The sequence below is a fragment of the Ruegeria profundi genome (assembly GCF_049800715.1).
GTDB classification, from domain to species: Bacteria; Pseudomonadota; Alphaproteobacteria; order Rhodobacterales; family Rhodobacteraceae; genus Ruegeria; species Ruegeria profundi_A.
The window spans coordinates 24856-46877 of record NZ_JBNAFO010000004.1; the positions used below are offsets into that span (position 1 = coordinate 24856).

21 protein-coding genes are annotated in these 22022 nt (G+C 59.6%); 9 read left to right on the forward strand and 12 right to left on the reverse strand.

Features of this window, described 5'->3' with window-relative positions:
- The first annotated feature begins 5 nt into the window (after positions 1–5).
- The 5 genes from ACP15L_RS08075 (at position 6) to ACP15L_RS08095 (ending at position 5791) form a co-directional block, all read left to right on the forward strand.
- Positions 6–1370, forward strand: a complete 1365-nt coding sequence (locus tag ACP15L_RS08075) for an FAD-dependent oxidoreductase (RefSeq protein WP_425083789.1) — start codon at positions 6–8, stop codon at positions 1368–1370.
- The gene (locus ACP15L_RS08080; RefSeq protein ID WP_425083790.1) at positions 1370–2344 is read left to right on the forward strand and encodes an isopenicillin N synthase family dioxygenase; all 975 of its coding nucleotides are present in this window, start codon (positions 1370–1372) and stop codon (positions 2342–2344) included. Before ACP15L_RS08075 ends, ACP15L_RS08080 begins: the two co-directional genes overlap by 1 nt.
- Before the next feature lie 89 nt (positions 2345–2433).
- Positions 2434–3507 (forward strand): AI-2E family transporter, encoded by a 1074-nt coding sequence (locus ACP15L_RS08085; protein ID WP_170378059.1) that lies wholly within the window; start codon positions 2434–2436, stop codon positions 3505–3507.
- A complete protein-coding gene (locus ACP15L_RS08090) occupies positions 3508–4197 on the forward strand; it encodes a chromosomal replication initiator DnaA (RefSeq protein ID WP_425083791.1) in 690 nt (229 codons plus the stop codon). It abuts the gene before it with no gap.
- A 49-nt stretch (positions 4198–4246) separates the two neighbouring features.
- Entirely contained in the window at positions 4247–5791 is a 1545-nt protein-coding gene (locus ACP15L_RS08095) for a Ppx/GppA family phosphatase (protein WP_425083792.1), read from the forward strand.
- 7 nt (positions 5792–5798) lie between these two features.
- Here the strand turns inward: ACP15L_RS08095 and ACP15L_RS08100 are convergent, their stop codons facing one another.
- From ACP15L_RS08100 to scpA, 6 genes are all read right to left on the reverse strand, one after another.
- The gene (locus ACP15L_RS08100) at positions 5799–6173 is read right to left on the reverse strand and encodes a hypothetical protein (RefSeq protein ID WP_170639407.1); all 375 of its coding nucleotides are present in this window, start codon (positions 6171–6173) and stop codon (positions 5799–5801) included.
- A 37-nt stretch (positions 6174–6210) separates the two neighbouring features.
- Entirely contained in the window at positions 6211–7203 is a 993-nt protein-coding gene (locus tag ACP15L_RS08105) for an endonuclease/exonuclease/phosphatase family protein (RefSeq protein ID WP_425083793.1), read from the reverse strand.
- A gap of 3 nt (positions 7204–7206) precedes the next feature.
- Positions 7207–7887 (reverse strand): TerB family tellurite resistance protein, encoded by a 681-nt coding sequence (locus ACP15L_RS08110; protein WP_170378049.1) that lies wholly within the window; start codon positions 7885–7887, stop codon positions 7207–7209.
- Between the two features lie 45 nt (positions 7888–7932).
- Positions 7933–8421, reverse strand: coding sequence for a GNAT family N-acetyltransferase (locus ACP15L_RS08115; RefSeq protein ID WP_170378047.1), 489 nt, complete (start codon positions 8419–8421; stop codon positions 7933–7935).
- Entirely contained in the window at positions 8418–9020 is a 603-nt protein-coding gene (locus ACP15L_RS08120) for a VOC family protein (protein ID WP_425083794.1), read from the reverse strand. The genes ACP15L_RS08115 and ACP15L_RS08120 overlap by 4 nt, the downstream gene beginning before the upstream one ends.
- A 137-nt stretch (positions 9021–9157) precedes the next feature.
- Positions 9158–11284 (reverse strand): methylmalonyl-CoA mutase, encoded by a 2127-nt coding sequence (gene scpA, locus ACP15L_RS08125; RefSeq protein WP_425083795.1) that lies wholly within the window; start codon positions 11282–11284, stop codon positions 9158–9160.
- Between the two features lie 165 nt (positions 11285–11449).
- Here scpA and ACP15L_RS08130 point away from each other — a divergent pair, with 165 nt between their 5' ends.
- Complete coding sequence (locus ACP15L_RS08130; RefSeq protein WP_170378042.1) at positions 11450–11896, forward strand: DUF4174 domain-containing protein; 447 nt, start codon at positions 11450–11452, stop codon at positions 11894–11896.
- A gap of 76 nt (positions 11897–11972) precedes the next feature.
- Here ACP15L_RS08130 and ACP15L_RS08135 read toward each other — a convergent pair whose 3' ends face one another.
- Positions 11973–14018 carry an acetyl-CoA carboxylase biotin carboxylase subunit gene (locus tag ACP15L_RS08135; RefSeq protein WP_425083796.1) on the reverse strand — a complete coding sequence of 682 codons (2046 nt, stop codon included), beginning with the start codon at positions 14016–14018 and terminating at the stop codon, positions 11973–11975.
- A 116-nt stretch (positions 14019–14134) separates the two neighbouring features.
- Positions 14135–14338, reverse strand: coding sequence for a hypothetical protein (locus ACP15L_RS08140; RefSeq protein WP_170462027.1), 204 nt, complete (start codon positions 14336–14338; stop codon positions 14135–14137).
- Between the two features lie 650 nt (positions 14339–14988).
- Here ACP15L_RS08140 and ACP15L_RS08145 point away from each other — a divergent pair.
- Positions 14989–16161, forward strand: a complete 1173-nt coding sequence (locus ACP15L_RS08145; protein WP_425083797.1) for a DcaP family trimeric outer membrane transporter — start codon at positions 14989–14991, stop codon at positions 16159–16161.
- A gap of 81 nt (positions 16162–16242) precedes the next feature.
- Here the strand turns inward: ACP15L_RS08145 and ACP15L_RS08150 are convergent, their stop codons facing one another.
- The 3 genes from ACP15L_RS08150 to ACP15L_RS08160 form a co-directional block, all read right to left on the reverse strand.
- On the reverse strand, positions 16243–16593 hold the full coding sequence (locus ACP15L_RS08150; protein WP_425083798.1) for a hypothetical protein: 351 nt from the start codon (positions 16591–16593) through the stop codon (positions 16243–16245).
- Between the two features lie 130 nt (positions 16594–16723).
- Entirely contained in the window at positions 16724–17209 is a 486-nt protein-coding gene (locus ACP15L_RS08155) for a DUF6497 family protein (protein WP_425083799.1), read from the reverse strand.
- A 105-nt stretch (positions 17210–17314) separates the two neighbouring features.
- On the reverse strand, positions 17315–18847 hold the full coding sequence (locus ACP15L_RS08160; RefSeq protein ID WP_170471793.1) for an acyl-CoA carboxylase subunit beta: 1533 nt from the start codon (positions 18845–18847) through the stop codon (positions 17315–17317).
- A 181-nt stretch (positions 18848–19028) separates the two neighbouring features.
- On the opposite strand from ACP15L_RS08160, the gene ACP15L_RS08165 reads away from it, so the two are divergent.
- On the forward strand, positions 19029–20234 hold the full coding sequence (locus ACP15L_RS08165; protein ID WP_425083800.1) for a multidrug effflux MFS transporter: 1206 nt from the start codon (positions 19029–19031) through the stop codon (positions 20232–20234).
- A 66-nt stretch (positions 20235–20300) separates the two neighbouring features.
- The gene (locus tag ACP15L_RS08170) at positions 20301–21701 is read left to right on the forward strand and encodes a helix-turn-helix domain-containing protein (RefSeq protein WP_170378023.1); all 1401 of its coding nucleotides are present in this window, start codon (positions 20301–20303) and stop codon (positions 21699–21701) included.
- Positions 21702–21758: 57 nt separating this feature from the next.
- Here the strand turns inward: ACP15L_RS08170 and ACP15L_RS08175 are convergent, their stop codons facing one another.
- The gene (locus tag ACP15L_RS08175; RefSeq protein WP_425083801.1) at positions 21759–21998 is read right to left on the reverse strand and encodes a YdcH family protein; all 240 of its coding nucleotides are present in this window, start codon (positions 21996–21998) and stop codon (positions 21759–21761) included.
- Between the last annotated feature and the right edge of the window lie 24 nt (positions 21999–22022).

The window sequence follows — 22022 nt, forward strand, 5'->3', positions numbered from 1 at the left end:
CCCCGATGCAGACAATCTCGGAACCCGCCCGTCAAATCCCTGTTGTTCACCAGACAGATGTTCTGGTCGTCGGCTCCGGCCCCGCAGGGCTAGCCGCCGCCTTGGCCGCCGCGCGCGCCGGGGCCGAAGTGTCGCTGGTCGATCGTTTCGGCTGCATGGGCGGCAATATTACCGCCGTGGGGGTCGAAGGATTCGCCTGGTATCGCCACGAACAAACGGTCGAGGCTGGTGGTATCGGCATGGAGTTCGAAACCCGCGCCAAAGACATGGGCGCTGCAGTACCGGAAAGCCAGTCGCTCAGCTATGAACTGGACAGCGAAGGGTTCAAGCTGGTGGCAGACAAGCTGGTCGAAGAGGCGGGCGTGCATCCGATGCTGCACCGACAGTTCGTCGCTCCTATCATGGAGGGTGACCGCATCACCGGCATCATCACCGAATCCAAAGCCGGTCGAGAAGCGATTCTGGCTAAGGTCGTGATCGACGCGACCGGCGACGCCGATGTCGCCCACCGCGCTGGCGCCCCCACCTACAAGACCGCGCGCGAGGATATGATGGCTGCTTCGGTAATGTTCCATCTCGCCGGTGTCGACAAACGCGCCTTTATGGAAGGCGTCAAAGCCGACCCGCAGACCTATAAAGACTGGGGCGGCGGTGGCGAATGGAACATCGAAACCTCGGGCAAAGAGGACGACATGTTCTCTCCCTTCGTTCACAAGCCTTTCCAGCAGGCGATTGATGAGGGTCTGATCCCGCCTCATCTGAACACCATCGCAGGCACCTGGGGCGCGATGCACGACACGGGTGAGCTGACCTATATGAACCTCATCCATCTGGCTGAAATCGACGGCACCGACCCCGACAGCCTCACAAAGGGTGAGATCGAAGGCCGCCGCCAGTCGATGCTGGCCATCGAAGCGCTGCGCCGCTTCATGCCGGGATGTGAAAACGCCCGCCTGCGGAATTTCGGGATGACCATCGGCATCCGCGACACGCGCAAGATCGACGCGGTCTACAACATGACCGAAGAAGACGCGCGCCATCAGGGCCGGTTCGAGGACACAATAGGCATTTATCCCGAGTTTATCGACGGCTACGGCATCCTGATCCTGCCAACCACTGGCCGCTATATGCAGGTGCCCTATCGCTCGATGCTGCCCAAAGGTGTCAAAGGGCTTTTGGTTGCCGGACGTTCACACGGGGCCGACAAGGTGGCCCATGCGGCCACGCGCAACATGGCGTGCTGCGCGGTCATGGGGCAAGGGGCCGGCATCGCGGCAGCCTTGTCACTGAAAAGCAACCAGGAGCTGCACAGCATGAACCTTGCCCCAGTTCACGCTGAACTGGACCGGCAAGGTGTCAGGATTCACTGATGGACTACATTCCGACAATCGACCTCAGCCCTTTGCGCGACGCCGCGCATCCTGACCACGACCAAACCGTTCAACAGATCTTGGCAGCCTGCACGGAGATAGGATTTCTATCGATCACCGGCACTGGCATTCCCCAGGCAACCGTTGATGAGGTGCGCGACACGGCGCGCGCGATCTTTGCGGTCGAAGAGGCCTCAAAATGGAAACAAGCCATCACCCGCGAGAACTATCGCGGGTTTATCCCGATGGGGTTCTTCACGCCAAATGACGGCTCGGGCAAAGCCGACAAATACGAAGGCTACAAGCTGCATCACGAAGTCGACGCTGATGCTGCAATCCGTGAAGATTGCGGGCTGTATGGCCCAAACATCTGGCCGGTCGAAGTGCCGGGGTCACGCGATGTCATCCTGACCTACTGGTCGATGCTGGATGACGTGGCAGACCTTCTGCTCGCAGCGCTCGAAACCGGACTGGGTTTGCCGGAACGCCAATTGCGCGACGCGTTCCGCGACCCGATGACCAACATGACCCTGCTCCACTACCCTCCGCAGGCGCCAGATGAGGGCGGCTATGGCATTCATCCGCACAAGGACACGGACGCGCTGACCATCATCGCCCCCGATCCCGTCGGAGGGCTCGAGGTACAAACCCGCACCGGAGACTGGATCACGCCCGACTGCCCGCCGGGCGGCTTTGTCGTCAATATCGGCGACATGCTGGAACTTTGGTCGGGCGGTCGATTGAAATCCACGCCGCACCGCGTCGTCAACCGATCAGGGCGCGAGCGGTACTCGTTCCCCTATTTCGCCGTTCCGCGTCATGATGTGGTTGTTGAGCCTCTGCTACCCGCCCTGCCCGGCTTTGACCGCCCCGCCGTGCATTGCGGCCATTGGTCCGCTGAAATCTGGCGCACCAACTGGCCGGACGAGACCGCAACAGGGGATACTCCGGAACTTGGCACGCTGACCGACTGACCCGCAGAAACCGAGGCCCATGAACCGCTTGCATCGCCGCGCGTCATGGGCCAAGAACATGGCAACGCTGTGCAACAAAGGGATGCGCCATGGCTTTGCCGGTTAAGGATCAGCTGAGATACTGGGGCATCGCCACGGTTGTCTTTGTCGTGATCCTGTGGGCCTTGGGCGACGTGCTTCTGCCCTTCGTGATCGGCGGCGCAATCGCCTATTTCCTCGACCCCGTCGCCGATCGGCTGGAAAAGCTGGGGTTGTCGCGGATGGCTGCCACCGGGATCATCACCGTGGTCGGCGTCCTTGGATTTGTGCTTGCGATTCTGATGGTTGTGCCAGCTCTGGTCACGCAGTTGATCGACCTGGTCGACATAGTGCCCAGCCTGTTCCAGGAGCTGCGCGCCTTCATCGAGAAGCAATTCCCGTCGATTCTAGACCGCGAATCCAGCTCGCACCAGTTCCTCGTCGGGCTGGGTGAGACGCTGAAATCCAAGACTGGGGATGTGCTGGAATCCGTTGTGGCCTCGCTTGGCTCGGCAATCAACGTGGTGGTGCTGCTTGTCATCGTGCCTGTCGTCTCGGTCTACCTGCTGCTGGATTGGGACCGCATGGTCGCCCGGATTGGAGAGCTGCTGCCCCGCGACCACGCCCCTACCATCAAACGTCTTGCCGGTGAGATCGACAACGTGCTGGCCTCATTCGTTCGGGGCATGGGCACAGTCTGTCTGATCCTTGGCACTTACTACGCGGTCGCCCTGATGCTTGTCGGGCTACAATTCGGCCTGATCGTCGGCTTCATCGCCGGGCTGGTGACCTTCATACCCTATCTGGGCGCGTTGATCGGCGGCACTTTGGCCATTGGGCTGGCGCTGTTCCAGTTCTGGGGGGATTGGGCGCATATCGGGCTAGTCGCAGGTATCTTTGCGCTGGGACAGGTGACAGAGGGCAACTTCCTTACGCCTAAGCTAGTCGGCGACTCGGTCGGCCTACACCCGGTCTGGCTGTTGCTGGCCTTGTCGGTCTTTGGTGCACTTTTCGGCTTTGTAGGAATGCTGGTCGCCGTTCCAGTCGCGGCAGCTTTGGGTGTGCTGGCGCGGTTCGGGACGTCGGTTTATCTGGATAGCCGCCTATATACCGGCCTCGAAAGCCAGGATCAGGACAACGCGTAAATGGCTCGACAATTAAGCTTCGATTTGCCCGCCATAACCGCGCTGGGGCGAGAAGATTTCTTTGTCTCTCCGGCGAATGCGCTTGCGGTTGCGATGATCTCGGCCACCTCATGGCCCGGCAACAAACTGGTGCTGAGCGGCCCGGCGGGCGCGGGAAAGACCCACCTGGCTCATGTCTGGGCCGCCGAAACCGGCGGGCGCATCATCAAAGCCCAGGGGCTGCGCTACGAGGACGTGCCCGATCTGGCGCGTAGCCCGATTGCGGTTGAAGACGTTCCGATGATCGCAGGTGATATCGAGCAGCAGAAAGTGCTGTTTCACCTGCACAACCTTGTTCTGGCCGAGGGTCACGCCCTGCTGATGACGGGTCGTCTGGCGCCGAAATTTTGGCAAATGCCGCTGGCGGATCTACAAAGCCGGGTCGAGGGCGCGCATCACGTGGCGCTTGATCCACCGGATGATGCGCTACTCTGCGCGGTGCTTGCGAAACTGTTTGTCGACCGGCAGCTGAACCCCGGCCCCGAGGTGATTGCCTATCTGGTCAAGCATATGGATCGACGCTTTGAAACCGCCGCCGATGTGGTCGCACAGCTGGACGATTTCGCGCTGTCCGAGAAACGGGATATCACGCGTGCCTTGGCGATCCAAGTCTTGAAAATGGACCCTGACGATGGCGAACCGAATGATTGACCCAAGCGCGCCAATTGCGCATTCTGACAGCGAAATTTCTGGGTAAGACATGGACCAGACCGTCGAAACCGACATTCCTGATTGGGGGCCTTTCGGAAGACCTCTGTTCGACGACCCCGGCACAAGGGCGCTGTCACGTGTAGGCGTGGTCGATGTCGGGTCGAACTCAGTCCGAATGGTGGTCTTTGATGGCGCGGCGCGGTCACCAGCCTATTTCTACAACGAAAAGGTCATGTGCGAGCTAGGCGCGGGACTGTCCGAAACCGGCCACTTGAACCCCCGTGGGCGTGAGAGGGCGATGGCCGCCCTGCAGCGCTTTCAGCGGATCGCAGAGGACCTCGGCCTGCCGGGGCTGCATGTCGTAGCCACCGCCGCCGTACGTGAGGCGAAAGACGGGCCCGAATTCTGTCAGGACGTGAAATCCAAAACCGGCCTGCATGTGGCTGTGATCGACGGTCAGGAAGAGGCGCGCCTGTCAGCCCAAGGCGTTATGCTGGGCTGGCCCGGTGCCTACGGTTTGATCTGCGACATAGGCGGCTCGTCGATGGAATTGGCCGAGATCGGAGGCGGCGATGTCGGCCGTCGCGTGACCTCGGCCCTTGGTCCGCTGAAGCTGCGCGACATCAAGGGCGGGCGGCGGGCGCGCAAGGCCCATATAAAATCCACAATGGAAGAGCTGCACAGCCAGATGGGTCAGCAGCGCGACCGGCTGTTTCTGGTGGGCGGCAGCTGGCGTGCCTTTGCACGACTGGACATGCTGCGGCGGGGCTATCCGCTGAACGTCCTGCACGAATACCGCATGACCACCAAGCAAGTGCGCGAGACGATCAAGTTCATCGACACGAACGATCATGACAAACTGCGCAGTCAGGCCGGGGTTTCAAGCTCTCGTATGGCGCTGATCCCTTATGCGATGGACGTGCTTGCGCGGCTGATCCGCACCTTCAAGCCTAAGGATATCGCGATCTCAAGCTATGGCATCCGAGAAGGGCTGCTGTATGAGCAGATGTCGCAGGAACAGCGCGACCGCGACCCCCTGATCGAGGCCAGCCGGTTTTCCGAGGCGAAAGACGCCCGCCTGCCCGGTATGGGCCGCACGCTCTTTGATTTTGTGATGCCTCTGTTCAAATCTGCGCCTGCGACGCAGGTCCGTCTGATCAAGGCCGCCTGCCTTTTGCATGATGTCAGCTGGCGCGCGCATCCTGATTACCGGGCCGAGGTCTGTTTCGACTATGTCACCCGCGCCAATCTCGGGGGGCTGAAACACTCCGAACGCGTATTCATCGGCCTTGCGCTGCAACATCGCTATCGCAACAAACGCGAGGGCAACCGATTTGCGCCGCTCTACGAGCTGCTGGATGAAAAGGACCAAAAACAGGCCGAGATTCTGGGCAAGGCTATGCGGTTCGGGGCCATGTTGTGCATGGACAGCGATGCACATGTGGGCAAGCTACGCTTTTATCCCAAAAAGCGTGAGCTTGATCTGGTGCTGCCCAAATCCGTGCAGCCCCTGTTCAACGAAGTCGCCGAGTCCCGCCTGAATTCACTGGCAAATGCCCTGAAATCCGAAGTGCGTGTGGTCATCAAGGGCTGAGCTGCCCCTAGATGTCCGTGGCTCCGTCCGGGGCCTCCGGCAGAGCTTCGGGTGTTTCAGGCGCATCTTCGGTCTGTTTCTTGCGGATGATGATGTCGCCATTGGGTAGGATTTCGGGCATCTCGTAGACGCTCCAATCCTTTACCTCGGCGGCGAGTTCTGCCAGCGCGGGTCCCATCTCCTGCATGAAGGATTGCATTGCGGGGCCAAATTGATCTGCAAGGCCAAGCAATTCATCCAAAGCCGGCTCCATCTCGCGTCGCAGGCCCTCGAAAAACAACTCGGCCCCCTGCTCCATCAGCGTTGGGGCATCTTCTTCCTCGGCCGCTGCAGGCAGCGCAAAAGCGGCTACCATCGCGCCGATCATCAGAATATGTTTCATATGCTGAATGTAAGCCTTTCCGCGCCCAGTTGAAAGGTCACAGCTCAAAATCCAACGTGACCGGAAAGTGATCCGACGCGGTCAAAAGGGCCTCTCGTAGGTCAGGTTTGGCCCAGCAGGCAGCATCTCGAAACGGATGCCAGATGCGCCAGACAGGTCGCCGAGACTGCAAATCCTCGCTGATCATGATGTAGTCCAGCAACGCCTCAAGGAACGTGCCGTTCTCGGGTCGCCCAAACCGCGCCGTCGCGGGCACCGATCCGGGACGCGGCCCATACGCCGTAGCCGCATGGGGATCAAAGAGACCCGCCTGCAACAGAATCTCGACCGAGGAGCGCCCGAAGAGATGTTCAAACTCATCCAGACCGGGGCCGTCATTTAAGTCACCCAACAGGATCACTGGATCATCCTCAGTCAAGTGATGTGCGACCCGACGGGACAACCAGATCGCCTGTGCCAACTGCTTGCGGCGGTTGGCGATCGAGATACGGATCGCCTCATCCCGTGACCCTGCCCCATGCGGAGCCTTGGATTTCAGGTGCGCGCCGATCAGGCGGAACTCAAACCCCGCTTTGGTCTGGACCGACAGCTCCATTGGCGGCTTGGAAAACTCTACCACGTCTTGCGTCGCATCCACGTCCAGATCTATGCGAAACTCCGCGTCAAAGCGCGGGGCGTCATCTGCCGCCCTTGGGTCATGGCGAACCGACAGAACCTCCGGGTCGTAGAGAAGCGCGAGTTCCTGATGCGTGTCATTGGGAAATCCCATGATCGCCTGCGAGGTGCGAAGGTCAAAAACCTCGGCAAATGCCTGCAACGCGCGCACCGTGTTCTGCCGTTTGCCCGTATTCGGTGCTTCGACGACCAGAACCGCATCCGCGTCAATCGCGGATAGGACCTTGGCGATCGCCTCGACCTGCTGCGCTTTTTTCACGTCATGTCGACCCGACCAACTGTCGTCGACGATCAGTCTGTCGTCGCGATCAAACAGGTTGGCAAACCATTCGATATTGTAGGTCGCCAGACGCATCGCCTAAACCGTCGCGCCGTTGATCTCGTCCCAGGCACGGTTGATGTCGATCATCTTCTTCTCGGCCAGGCGGATCGCCTCTTCCGGCACACCACGCGACATCATCGCGTCGGGATGGGTTTCGCGCACCAGCTTGCGCCAGACCTTCCTGATCTCAGCAATAGACATTTCGCGCGAGACGCCGAGAACCACATACGGGTCGTTTGGCGCATCCGGCACAAACCGCGCGCGCAGGGCCAGAAACTGAGCATCCGTCTGTCCGAAGATTCGGCTGACCTCTTCCAGAAACTCGTTCTCGTTCGGGTGATAGAACCCGTCGGCCATGGCGATATGGAACAGCCCCTCCATAAGATCGCACAGGGTGGTGCTGTCCTCCGAGAACATACGCGCGATCTTCCGGGCATAGTCCTGATAGCCTGCCACATCGGTGCGAGCCATGTTGAAGACACGGGCCGCGCCCTCTTCATCGTCGCGCGCAATCTGGAACACGTCGCGGAAGGCCGTCACCTCATCCCGCGTCACCTGCCCATCGGCCTTGGCCATCTTGGCCCCCAGCGCGATCACGGCAATTGTAAACGCGACCGAGCGTTCAGGCGGCGAGCGTAGCTTTTCGAAAACAGCCGTCAGGCTCTCACCTTGGGCAAGAGCGCTCAGCGCGTCGGATATGCGGGTCCAGATCGACATGGGCGTACACTAGCGTCCCATTGCAGGACTGTCAGGTGCGATAGATCATTCGGGCGAAAGAATTTTCTGCATCAGCACAAGGTCCAGATACTGCCCCCATTTGTGCCCAACCTCGGGCATACGCCCCACTTCGGCGAACCCCAGCGCCGAATGAAAGGCGATCGCCCCCGAGTTGGCCGAAGAAATCCCAGCGACCAGAACATGCACCCCTTCGCTGCGGGCCACTTGCTGCAACTGCTCCATAAGGGCGCGCCCGACGCCACGGCCCCGCGCATTGTCTGCCAGTTGAATCGAATGCTCACGGCACTTGGCATAGCCCGGCCCGGATCGGAACGGGGCATAGGTTGCGAAACCAATGACCTGCCCCTGATCCTCAGCCACAAGAAACGCCGCGCCCCGCGCCCGGATATCATCGGCAATCGACTCGGCGCTGCGTTCATCGGTCGTGAAGGTCACCAATGTGTCGCGAATAATCGCGTTGGTGATCAAAGCGATCTCTGCTGCATCCGCTGGTTGGGCCTGACGGACCCTCATCGCAAAATACGTACCCCTTGAGGCGTTTCGATCTCGGCCTGCATTGACGCTGGTCCCGTGTCAAAAACAACCGGATCAAGCGGACCCAGTTGTTCTGCCAAGCGCAGCGCATCCGGGTGATAGACAACCAGACGTTTAAGGCGGCACCCGTGATCCTCCAACATACGCGCGGGATGAAGATCCCCCTGCCACTGGATCAGCGCCGGAAACAAGTTGTCAAAAGGCAAACGCCCATTTGGCGGAACCGCCATCCGCCACCGCAAAGCCCCCCGGGCCAAATCAATCGGCGACCCCACACCATCGGGAAACACGGACAGGGAGGCCTCGATATCGGGCACGCGGCAAATCCAGTTGGTCAGACGTGGCGCACCCTCGAACCGGTCCAGATCGAACCAACGCGTCCTGTCGGGACGAGGCGCATCCGGGTCGATGGCAATCGCCTCCAGATACAGCCCGTCCTTCAGGCCAAGCAACCGATTATGCGTGCCAAATGCCTCATGCTTGCCACCGGCCTGAAGACTGACACCCAGCGCATCTTCTACATGCGCCGTGGCCTCTTCCAACGTGGCACCCGCCACCGCAATATGATCCAACTCCATCGCGCCCTCCACGATGACACCCTACGCACACACCAAAAGGGCGCAAGCCAAACCCGCGCCTTTCTTCTGTTTGAAAATACCTTTGGGGGTGAATTTGCCGTCAGACAAAGAGGGGGCAGACAGCACCCTGCCCCGCCTCAGTCCCGCGCGTCGCGGATCAGGCGCAAGATGTCCTGTGCGGCATCGGGAATATTTGTCCCCGGCCCAAAGATCGCCTTAACCCCGTTGTCATACAGGAATTGATAGTCCTGTTGAGGGATCACGCCACCGCAAATTACGATGATGTCCTCAGCCCCAGCTTTCTTGAGCTCCTCAACAAGCTGCGGTGCCAGCGTCTTATGGCCTGCCGCCTGAGACGAGATACCCACCACATGCACGTCATTGTCCACGGCGTCCTGCGCGGCCTCGGCCGGGGTCTGGAACAGAGGGCCAACGTCCACGTCAAACCCGATATCGGCAAAGGCCGTTGCGATCACCTTGGCACCCCTGTCGTGACCGTCCTGCCCCATCTTGACCACCAACAGACGGGGGCGACGCCCCTCGACCTCGGCAAAGTCTTCTATGGATTTCTGGATCGCGGCAAAGCCCTCGTCACCCTCGTACGCAGCGCCATAAACGCCCGCCAGGGTCTTCACCTCGGCGCGGTGGCGGCCGAACTCTTTCTCCATTGCCATACTAATCTCTCCTACCGATGCGCGGGCGCGGGCGGCCTCAACCGCAGCAGCCAGCAGGTTTCCGCCTTCTTGTGCGGCCTTGGTCAGCGCGTCCAACGCGGCCTGACAAGCGGCCTCGTCGCGGGTGGCGCGGATCTCTTCCAGCCGCGCGACCTGAGATTCGCGCACGGCCACGTTGTCGACGTCCAGAATGTCGATCGGGTCTTCCTGTTCTTTGCGGTATTTGTTGACGCCGACGATCACCTCATCTCCCCGGTCGATCATCGCCTGACGACGCGCGGCGCTTTCCTCGATCCGTAGCTTGGGCATGCCCGAGGCGACGGCTTTGGTCATACCGCCCATTTCCTCGACCTCTTCCATCAGGGCCCAGGCTTTCTCGATCAGATCATTGGTCAGGCTTTCCACGTAGTAAGAGCCCGCCAGCGGATCGACCACATCGGTCACGCCGGTCTCTTCCTGCAAGACCAGCTGCGTGTTCCGCGCAATGCGGGCCGAGAATTCTGTGGGCAGGGCAATCGCCTCGTCCAAAGCGTTGGTGTGCAGCGACTGGGTACCGCCCAGAACGGCGCTCATCGCCTCATACGCGGTGCGGATCACATTGTTATAAGGGTCCTGCTCCTGCAGCGAGACACCTGAGGTCTGGCAGTGTGTTCGCAGCATCTTGGAGCGTTCGGACTTCGCCCCGAATTCAGTCATCACGCGATGCCACAGGGTCCGCGCGGCGCGCAGTTTCGCGATCTCCATGAAGAAATTCATGCCGATTGCAAAAAAGAACGACAAACGGCCTGCGAATTTATCGACATCCATGCCCGCATCCAACGCGGCCCGCACATATTCGCGTCCGTCTGCGATGGTATAGGCCAGCTCCTGCACAAGGTTCGCGCCGGCCTCTTGCATGTGATAGCCCGAAATCGAGATCGAGTTGAACTTGGGCATCTCGTTCGAGGTGTACTCGATAATGTCCGAGATGATCTTCATCGACGGCTCAGGCGGGTAGATATAGGTATTCCGCACCATGAACTCTTTCAGAATGTCATTCTGAATGGTGCCGGAGAGGACCGACTTGTCGTGCCCCTGCTCTTCACCCGCAACGATGAAGCTGGCCAGAACCGGGATCACCGCGCCGTTCATGGTCATCGAAACCGAGACCTTGTCGAGCGGGATACCGTCGAACAGGATTTTCATATCCTCAACGCTGTCAATCGCAACACCGGCCTTACCGACATCGCCGACAACGCGCGGGTGGTCGCTGTCATAACCGCGGTGCGTCGCCAGATCGAAGGCGACCGAGACACCCTGCTGACCCGCAGCCAGATTGCGCCGGTAAAAGGCGTTCGATTCCTCGGCGGTCGAGAACCCGGCATATTGGCGAATGGTCCAAGGCCGCCCGGCATACATCGTCGCCTTCACACCACGCGTGAATGGGCCAAACCCCGGCAGAGTGCCCATATGCGGCAAATCGGCGGTGTCGTCCTGCGTATAAAGCGGTTTGACGCTGATGCCTTCCAGCGTTTCCTTGGTCAGATCGTCCAGTGGCCGTCCGCGCAATTCTTTCTCGGCCAGCGCGCGCCAGTCGTTCTTGTCGGTCATCGAGGTGTCCTCTTGTCAGTTCGGCCTGCAGCAGTCTGCAATCCGTGCGTATCGTGGTTGAGCAGATGCCGGGCATGGCCCACGCGCGACAAATTGAGCGTCTTGTGCAAATCGCCGGTCGCATTCGCGCGCGCAGAGGCTATATTCAACGGGACAGGAGGCCCCATGAACAAAACGCTTGCCCTTGTTTTCTCGGCACTTATCCCGCTGGCTGCCATGGCCGCCGACGGAACAGCACCTGCTGATGATGAATATGTTCGCCCTGTTGGCGACAGTGAGTTGAGCGATTTCATGTGGACCCACCGGCCCATTGTCGTCTTCGCCGACACACCCGCAGATCCCCGGTTCCAGCAGCAGATCGACATGTTGCTGGAAGGTGAGGACGCGATGCGGGATCGGGATGTCGTGGTGTTAACGGATACCGATCCGTCCGCACGATCCGCGATCCGGTCCAAGCTGCGCCCGCGCGGGTTCCAGATGGTTTTTGTCGACAAGGACGGCGTGGTCAAACTGCGCAAACCGTCCCCGTGGAGCGTGCGCGAAATCGGCCGCTCGATCGATAAAACCCCCCTGCGCGAACGCGAGATTCGCGAACGGCGCGAGGGCGGCTGAACGCTTTTGCCACGCCTCAAGCCACCGGCGCAGAACGCCGGTGAGACCTGAGGATATGCCAAGAGCGCGGTCATGATCATTCGAACTCGATGATCACTTCGTCTACGGCAAGGCTGTCGCCCGGGCCCGCGTTGACCTTGGCAACGGTGCCCTTCTTCTCGGCGCGCAGGATGTTTTCCATCTTCATCGCCTCGATGGTGCACAGCGCCTGACCCTCCTGGACCTCCTGACCGACTTCCACGTCGATTTTCACAACCAGACCCGGCATCGGGCAGAGCAGCATTTTCGACGTATCCGGCGGCAGTTTTTCCGGCATCAGCTTGGCCAGCTCGGCCTGACGCGGACGTCGCACATGGACCTTTAGATCGGCACCCCGGTTGCGAATGCGGAACCCGCCCGAAACCTTGCCAACTTTCAGAACCAGGGGGCTTCCATCCACATCCAGCACCGCCAGCTGATCGCCCGGTGTCCAGTCTGATGCGACGCGAACGGTCGAGCCATCCTCGAATTTGACGGTCGCGCCTTCCTTGTCTGCGTTGACCTGAACGGCCAGTTCTTGGCCCTCCAGCGAAACGACCCAGCGCTTGCCGACCTTGCGCTCGTGGTTGTCCATCCGGCCCGAGACACGGGTACGTCGAATCTCAGCAACCCGGTGCATCGCCGCGCAAGAGGCCGCGATCCGACGCAGGTCGCCTTCGGGCAAGGTCACGCCTTCGAACCCGTCTGGGTATTCTTCAGCGATAAAGGCGGTGGTCATGTCACCGCTGACGAATTTCGGGTGATCCATCACCGCCGACAGGAATGGCAGATTGTGACCAATCCCTTCGACCTCGAAACTGTCCAGCGCCACGCGCATTGCTTCAATCGCGGCTTCGCGGGTCGGGGCCCATGTGCAAAGTTTGGCGATCATCGGGTCGTAATACATGCTGATCTCGCCGCCCTCATAGACGCCGGTATCGTTGCGCACAGCAGCCTCACCCTCCGGCGCGTCGCCTTGCCATTTGCCATTGACCAGCATCGGACCGGCAGCGGTTTCCTGCGGCGGGCGATAGCGGGTCAGACGGCCGATCGAGGGCAGGAAGTTGCGATAGGGATCTTCTGCATAGAGGCGGTTTTCGATCGCCCAACCCGTCAGCGTTACGTCATCCTGCGTGATGGTCAGCTTTTCGCCATTTGCAACGCGGATCATCTGTTCCACGAGATCAACACCGGTGATCAGCTCGGTCACCGGGTGTTCCACCTGAAGACGGGTGTTCATCTCAAGGAAATAGAAGTTCTTCTCGCCATCGACGATGAATTCCACCGTACCCGCGCTGGAATAGCCCACGGCCTTGGCCAGTGCGACGGCCTGTTCGCCCATGGCTTTGCGGGTCTCAGGATCCAGGAAGGGCGACGGGGCCTCTTCCACGACTTTCTGGTTCCGACGCTGGATCGAGCATTCGCGTTCGCCCAGATAGATGCCGTTGCCATGGCTATCGCAGAGAACCTGAATTTCGATGTGACGCGGTTGGGTCACGAATTTCTCGATGAAAATCCGGTCGTCACCGAACGAGTTCGCGGCCTCGTTCTTGGACGATTGGAACCCCTCGCGGGCCTCTTCGTCATTCCACGCGATCCGCATGCCTTTACCGCCGCCGCCGGCGCTGGCTTTGATCATCACCGGATAGCCGATGTCGTTCGAGATTTTGACCGCCTCATCGGCGTCTTCAATCAGACCCATATAGCCGGGAACCGTGGAAACACCGGCCTCCTGCGCGATCTTCTTCGAGGTGATCTTGTCCCCCATGCTTTCAATCGCTCCGACCGGGGGGCCGACAAAGGCCACGCCTTCGGCGTCGAGCGCCTCGGCGAATTTGGCGTTCTCCGACAAGAAGCCATAGCCGGGATGGACGGCCTGTGCGCCGCTCTGGCGGATGGCATCCATGACCTTGTCGATTACGATATAGGACTGGTTGGCAGGCGGCGGACCGATATGGACAGCCTCATCCGCCATCGACACGTGCAGAGCGTTCTTGTCCGCGTCCGAATAGATGGCGACGGTGCCGACACCCATTTTGCGGGCGGTCTTTATAACCCGGCAGGCGATCTCGCCCCGGTTGGCGATCAGGATCTTATTGAACATGGAACGTCCTTTGGCTTGGTGTTCTGGAAACGCAAAAAGCCGCCGCAGGGAGGGCATCCCCACGTCGGCGCAATGCGTGACGACGGACGGGGCGGCTTGCGCCCCGAAAATTCGCGTTAGTTACAGGTGTTCTGCGTCTTACAGTACAGCACGTTGCCTGCGGCCCCGACGGCCGCACCGACCAACGGATCGGCACTGAGAACGGCTGCCCCGACAGCGCCCGCTCCGCCGCCCAGGATGGCCTGTTCGCCGAGAGTATCGCCGCAGGCCGCGAGGCCCGCACAGGTTGCCAGTGCAAGGAACACTTTTGAGATACGCATGATGTCTGCCTCGTAGTTTTTTGTATTGCTCTTAGAGGCAGATGCAGGAACTCGGCACCGTTATTCAATAACAACGGGGTAAAATCTGCGTTTTGCGCAGGTTTATGCCCATTCAGGCCAGTTTTTTGTGCAAAGAAAAACGCGGACAGGACGATGTGGGGAACACAAGCCTGCCCGCGCAAGGAAGGGGTACGGAATAGTAGGTGCATGTGCGACGCAGGCAAAGTAGTGTCGCACGGCTGGATCAAGATGCACTGCACAATCTTGTCTGCAAACAAGTTATTGTTTCCACCTAAGATTCCGGCCAGAATCTGCCCAACAGGCGAAACTCCGCGCAAATTCATGCCGACAAGACTTGTATGGTTTTGCCAGGTTGAAGCCGCCCAAACCGTCACAGTTTCGTTACATTTCTCTGCCGCTGCCTTGATTTCTGCGCCTGCAACATCACAGGCATTCACACCTGTTCGCAGATTATTTTTGCGCACATGCCGTGGGTTAACCGATCTGTTCACCCTGCAGTGAATCACGACCTTATTTCCAGCACAAATACTTGAGCAAAAGCGCGTTTTCCGTCCCTTTTTCGTGATTTCCCTGATCGCTGGGCGCGTGGAACTTTGGCCACGCACACTCGCAAACAAGGAAACACCCACATGTTTACAAAGAGAAAAAAGGCAATCCTGCTCGCTGCCACTGCGTTTAGTGTGACCAGCACGCTTGCCTTTGCTCAGGACGCTCAAACCCAGGCCGAGCTTGACGCTCTGCGCGCCCGGGTCGAAGCCCTCGAGGCCTCCAGCGCCGGTCCTGCGAATGGCGATTTCCGCCTTGGGAACACCAGTCTGGACATTTACGGCTACATCAAGGCCGACTTCTTTTATGACTTCGACTTCGACCAGGGCGACACCGCGTTCGTGAACGTCATCGGCGAGCCTTCGACCGCAACCAGTGGTACCTTCGGCAGCACCGTACGCCAGTCGCGCATCGGCCTGCGAACCAGCACGCCCAGCGTTCTGGGTGATATCGGCGGTCAGTTGGAGTTGGACCTGTTTGCCTCCAACGGCACGGCCGAACTGCGCCTGCGTCACGCCAACATTACCATTGGTGACAATTGGCTGATCGGTCAGTACTGGACCAACTTCCAGCCGCTGGACACCTACCCCACATCGGTTGAATTCAACGGCCCGGTTGGCATCGCCTTCGCCCGACAGCCGCAAATCCGTTACACGAACAGCTTCGGCGCGAACACTGAGTTCAGCGTATCGCTTGAGGAAAACGTCAGCGGTTCGAACTCGAACGACCCGGTTCTGACCGCGGCGGCTGAATACAACGACGGTACGTACGTCGCGCGTATCTCCGGCCTCTACGGTAAAGCCGAAACCAGCGATGGTGCCACCGAAGTGGACCAGTGGGGCGTGACCCTGTCGGGATCGGTTCGCCCATGGGAAGGCGGTCTGTTCCAGGTCAATTACGTGACGGGTCAGGCGATCGGCCCCTACCTGATCGGTCTTGGCAATGCCATCGTCAACGGCCAGGCCAATGACGTCGACGGCTACACGATTGAGCTCCGTCAGGATCTGGGTGAGAAGTGGAATGTCGGCATCGCCTACGGTAAAGAGGACTATGATCTGGCGACCAACAGCTTCTCGGATGGCACCGGATCCCTCAACTTCACCGAGCTGGAGACAATCCACGTCAACGCCTTCTATCAGGCGACCGACAGCCTGACGCTGAGCGCCGAGTACATCTATGGGGAGCGCAACGATGCCACGACCGGTGACACCTTCGACGGCAGCCGGGTTCAGGTCGCCGCGCAGCTGAACTTCTGACGCCACATACCCGCCCTGCCCGTCTTCGGGCAGGGTTTTACCCATGCGGGCAAGGATATGAGGCACAGGGTTGATCACCGCTCAGCCCGCTCCGAAAACTTCGGGAAAAGACACACGTGCCGCGTCCAGATCAATGACCAACAACGCATCATAGCTAGCCGGGTCGAAAGGATCTTCGGCTGGCACGACCTCACGCTCAAACAGCCAGCTCAGCCGCCCTGCATCCAGATTGCCGCGTTCAAAGGGCTGATCCCCGAAGTTCTGCCAAAGCGCCTCCATGAAGGCGGCATCTGCGCGACGGTCCGCAGGCTTGCGGTCACGGAACCGCTCACGCCGGGTGATCGGCGTCACGCCCTTGGGGTTGGCACGGCGGATAGTGAATTGAAAATCCGTACCCGGCAGACGGCCCGGAAAACCACGATGTTTCAACATCCTGGCACCTCGTTGACTGCTGCAATCGGGAATATGAATTCGCACCCGTAAGGGGTAAAAGTCATAGCGCGCACCTCCAAAGCCGCATCCGTTGTCTGAAGCACCCTGAATTCATGACGACAGATCATGGTCAGAGCCCCTCCCAGATACACCGGGACTGCTCCAGCCGGTAGGCTTCGAAAAACTGAGTTGCATCTGGGGCGGCATCGCCGAATTGGATCGGGCGGTCGGACATTGAAATCACCACCAGGGCCGGGTCCAAATCATGCTGGGCGACATAGGCAACCGCCAGCGTCTGGCACAGATGCTCCATATCGTTTGAGGCTACGTCGTACCCGATCCGCCCCACCGTCGCGCCGATCTTTGGGGCGATGAACCGAAACCGCACCCACAGCTCTCCCGGGTTGTTGTCCAACAGAACGTCGCTCAGATGCACGGGTTGGCCTGAAGGCACGGGCAGAGAGGTTTCGGCCACTGAAATGCTTGGCAGAGACAGGATGCTGAACATCAGACCCAAGGCGCGACCCCGGACCCGCCAATGGCAGGCTCCTCCTTCCGGGATCGCGCGCGCAGTGCTATGTGCCCGCGCGGTTCTATGTCTGATGGACCGGATCATTCGACGATTTTTCGCTCGTTGTCAATTCTGCCTTGATTTCGGGCAAATTGCGGAGGAGTACCGCAATTTTCAGCGGATTGGGGTGGGCCGCCCCACCCCGCACGCTCAGAGAGGGATGTTGTCGTGCTTTTTCCACGGGTTTTTCAACTGCTTGCCGCGCAAGCTGGCAAAAGCCCGTGAGACACGACGGCGCGTTGATTGCGGCATGATCACCTCATCCACAAAGCCGCGTTCAGCCGCCACGAATGGGTTGGCGAAACGGTCTTCGTAGTCGGAGACATGCTGCGCGGTCTTCTCAGCGTCGCCGAGGTCAGCGCGATGGATGATCTCGGTCGCGCCTTTCGCACCCATCACCGCGATCTCGGCGGTGGGCCACGCATAGTTGAAATCGCCACGCAGGTGCTTCGATGCCATCACAACATAAGCACCACCATAGGCCTTACGGGTGATAACCGTCACTTTCGGCACGGTCGCTTCGCCGTATGCATAAAGCAACTTGGCACCATGCTTGATCACACCGCTATATTCCTGCTGCGTCCCAGGCAAGAAGCCGGGCACGTCCACCAGCGTCAGAATCGGGATCTCGAAACAGTCGCAGAAGCGCACGAAACGCGCCGCCTTGCGTGAGCTGTCGATATCCAGACACCCAGCCAGAACCATGGGCTGGTTCGCCACAACACCCACAGTCTGTCCTTCCAGACGGATGAAGCCAGTGACGATGTTCTTGGCGAAGTCTTCCTGAATCTCGTAGAAATCGCCTTCATCCGCAATCTTCGTGATCAGTTCCTTCATGTCGTACGGTGTGTTTGGATTGTCCGGTACCAATGTATCCAATGAGGTTTCGACACGGTTGGGATCGTCAAAGAAAGGCCGCACCGGAGGTTTTTCCTGGTTGTTGAGCGGCAGGAAGTCGACCAGTCGGCGCACCTCGGCCAAAGCTTCGACATCGTTTTCAAAAGCGCCATCCGCGACCGAAGACTTTTTGGTATGCGTAGAAGCTCCACCCAGTTCCTCAGCTGTAACGACCTCATTCGTCACGGTCTTCACCACGTCAGGGCCAGTAACGAACATGTAAGACGAGTCCTTCACCATGAAGATAAAGTCCGTCATCGCCGGGCTGTATACCGCGCCACCCGCACAGGGGCCCATGATCACGCTGATCTGAGGCACCACGCCCGATGCAGTAATGTTGCGCTGGAACACTTCGGCATAGCCCGCGAGCGAGGCGACGCCTTCCTGGATTCGCGCACCACCCGAGTCGTTGATCCCAATGATAGGCGCGCCGTTCTGCACGGCCATATCCATGATCTTGCAGATCTTCTGCGCGTGCGTTTCCGACAGCGAGCCACCAAACACGGTGAAATCCTGGCTGAACACATAGACCATACGGCCATTGATCGTGCCCCAGCCAGTGACCACACCATCCCCGGCAGGCTTTTGTTTTTCCATCCCGAATTCGGTGCAACGGTGGCTGACAAACATGTCGAATTCTTCAAAACTGCCTTCGTCCAGCAGCAGCTCGATCCGCTCGCGCGCGGTCAGCTTGCCCCGCCCATGCTGCGCGTCGATCCGTTTTTGCCCACCACCCAGACGGGCCGCGTTGCGGCGTTCTTCAAGCTCGGAAAGGATGTCTTTCATGGCGATAGTCCCCTGTGAAATCTGACCGGACCCTACAGTGAGCTACCCTTCAGCCAAAGATATTTTCGGCAAATTTGCAAAGTTTTGAAAATCACATTTGCTCAAACTGTAAATTTGCGAATTTTTACCAGCAGCATCAAGCGTCTGGCCTTTGCCCACTCAACAGCTATACAAGCAAACCATGCAGTTCAGAACGTCGTCGGCTTATCGCACACCACCCACAATCGGCACTTTGGTTCTTCTCTCGGGACTATCGGCGCTGAGCATGAACCTGTTCCTGCCAAGCCTGCCGAATATGGCCCTGCATTTCGACACGCATTACAAGGTCATGCAACTGTCGATCGCCCTTTACCTGCTGGTAAACGCGGTCCTGCAGATCATCATCGGACCAATTGCAGACAAGGCGGGACGACGCCCGGTTCTGCTTTGGGGACTGGCACTCTTTCTACTGGCGACACTCGGCTGCATCTACGCACCGACGGCCGAGGTGTTCCTACTTTTCCGCATGTGTCAGGCGGTCGTGGTGGTCGGGATGGTCCTCAGTCGGGCCGCGGTTCGGGACATGTATGATCAGGATCAGGCGGCCTCGATGATCGGTTACGTCACCATGGGAATGGCCGTAGTCCCGATGATTGGCCCGGCCATAGGCGGGTTTCTGGAAGAGAGCTTTGGCTGGAAAGCCAATTTCTGGCTGCCTTTCGCCTTGGGCGCCTTGACCCTTGCCTTGACTTATCTCGATTTCGGGGAAACCTCAGCCAAAAGCGGCAAAACCCTGCTACAGCAATTTCGAGAGTACCCCGAGCTGCTGACGTCTCCCAGGTTCTGGGGCTATTCCCTCTCCTCCGCCTGCTCGTCGGGCGCGTTCTTTGCCTATCTGGGCGGCGCGCCCTTCATCGGAACCGAAGTCTTCGGGATGAGCGCGGCCGAAGTCGGGATCTATTTCGGCGCACCTGCCTTGGGCTATTTTTTGGGGAACTTCTTCAGCGGGCGGTATTCGGTCAGGTTCGGCATCAACCGCATGGTACTTTGGGGAACTTGGTTGAACGCCGCCGGCGTCGCCCTGTCTGCCGCGTTGTTCCTGACAGGCTTCGGAACAGCGCTCAGCTTTTTCGGCTTCATGACGTTCGTCGGGTTGGGCAATGGCATGACGATCCCAAACGCGACATCCGGCGCCCTATCCGTACGGCCACATTTGGCCGCCACCGCCTCGGGCCTCAGCGGCGCTATCATGCTAGGCGGAGGAGCAGGCCTGAGCGCACTGGCAGGGGCCCTGCTAACCGTTGAAACAGGCGCAATGCCCCTGCTCTGGCTCATGCTGATCACGGCGATTCTTGCCATCGCGGCCATTTCCTCGGTCATTTGGCGCGAGCGGCAATTGGGCCTCTAAGACGCCTTGCCCAAGAGGGTTTGCAAAGCTAACGTGCCGAAGTAGAAAAGTTGCAAAGGCACCCCTATGGCCACCCAAAAACTCTATGCCGGTGCGAAGCTGCGCGAAATGCGCACGCGCCTGACGCTGACCCAGAAGGAATTTGCCACAAAACTGGGTGTTTCCCTGCCCTACCTGAACCAGATGGAAAACAACAACCGGCCGATCTCGACCACGGTTGTTCTGGCATTGGCGCAGGAATTCGGCATGGACGTGACCGAACTCAGCACCGGCGACAGCGAGCGGCTGGTCTCGGATATGCGTGAGGCGCTGGCCGATCCGGTCTTTGCCGACGACATCCCCCCTCTGGCTGATCTGCGCCTGACCGCCTCAAACGCGCCAGCCCTTGCCCGCGCCTTTATCGAGCTGCACCGAAGCTATCGACAAACCCACGAACGCCTCGCCTCACTAGACGAAGCGCTTGGCCGCGAAGATTCCCGCACCCAAGCCAGCCCATGGGAGGAAGTCCGCGACTTCTTCCACTATTGCGACAACTATATCGACGCGGTTGACCGCGCAGCCGAGCTGTTCGCCAAACGCGCCGACGGCCCAGGTGGCATCCGTCAGGCCGCCCTGCAAAGCCTGGAAGAACGCGGCATTCAGGTGATCTTCTCAGATATCAACCCGCTGCGCAGCTACGACAAGGAAAGCAGAACACTGCGCCTGTCCTCACGCGCTGCGCCGCAAACACAGGTCTTTCAGCTGCTGCTTCAGGTTGCCCTAATCAGTCAGGACAAGCTGTTAGAAGCGACGCTCGATTTCGCCAAATTCCAGAGCGAAGAGGCCCGCGCCATCGCCAAAATCGGCCTTGCCAACTACTTCGCCGGCGCGTCCCTGATGCCCTACAGCGCGTTTCTGGCCGCCGCCCAAGAGGACCGGCATGATCTGGAAATGCTGAGCAACCGCTTTGGCGCCTCAATCGAACAGGTCGCGCACCGCCTGTCCACTTTGCAGCGGCCCGGCGCAAAAGGCATCCCGTTCTTCTTCGTCCGCGTAGATCAGGCCGGAACGATTACCAAGCGCCACTCGGCCACTCGGCTTCAATTTGCCCGCTTCGGCGGTGCCTGCCCGTTGTGGAACGTCCACCGCGCCTTCGAAACACCGGGGCATTTCCTACGGCAACTGGCGGAAACACCCGATGGCGTCCGTTACATTTCGCTGGCAAGGGATGTCTCAAAACCCGGCGGCTCATTCGGCGCGCCGGTGCGCCGCTATGCCATCGCATTGGGCTGCGAAACCCGCCACGCCGAAGCATTGGTCTATGCAGACAATCTGGATATCAACAACGCCAGTGCCTACGAACCGATCGGCATTTCCTGCCGCATCTGCGAGCGCGCCAACTGCCACCAACGCTCGGTTCCGCCACTGGAACGGCGCTTGGCCATCGACACTCATACCCGAGGCACACTGCCCTACGAGGTCACCTGATCTTCATCTGGCTAAAAATATCCCGGGGGTGCGGGGGCAGAGCCCCCGCTGTCGGGCTCAAGCCTTGGACACGATCGCCCAGATCTCGTCCTTGAGCGCGGCGCGTTTCTTACGCATCTCGCCCTCGGCGAGCTCTTCCACCGGCTCGACATTGGTTTCGGCGCGGTGAACGCGGCGGTTAATCTCGTGATACTCATCAGCCAAACGCGCAAAATGAGCGTCCGTCTGCTTGAGCTGGCTCATCACCTCAACTTTGTCCGGAAACTCTTCGGCCAGTTCATGCGGGGTGTGGGACATTCCTGTTCGCTCCTGAATAAATGT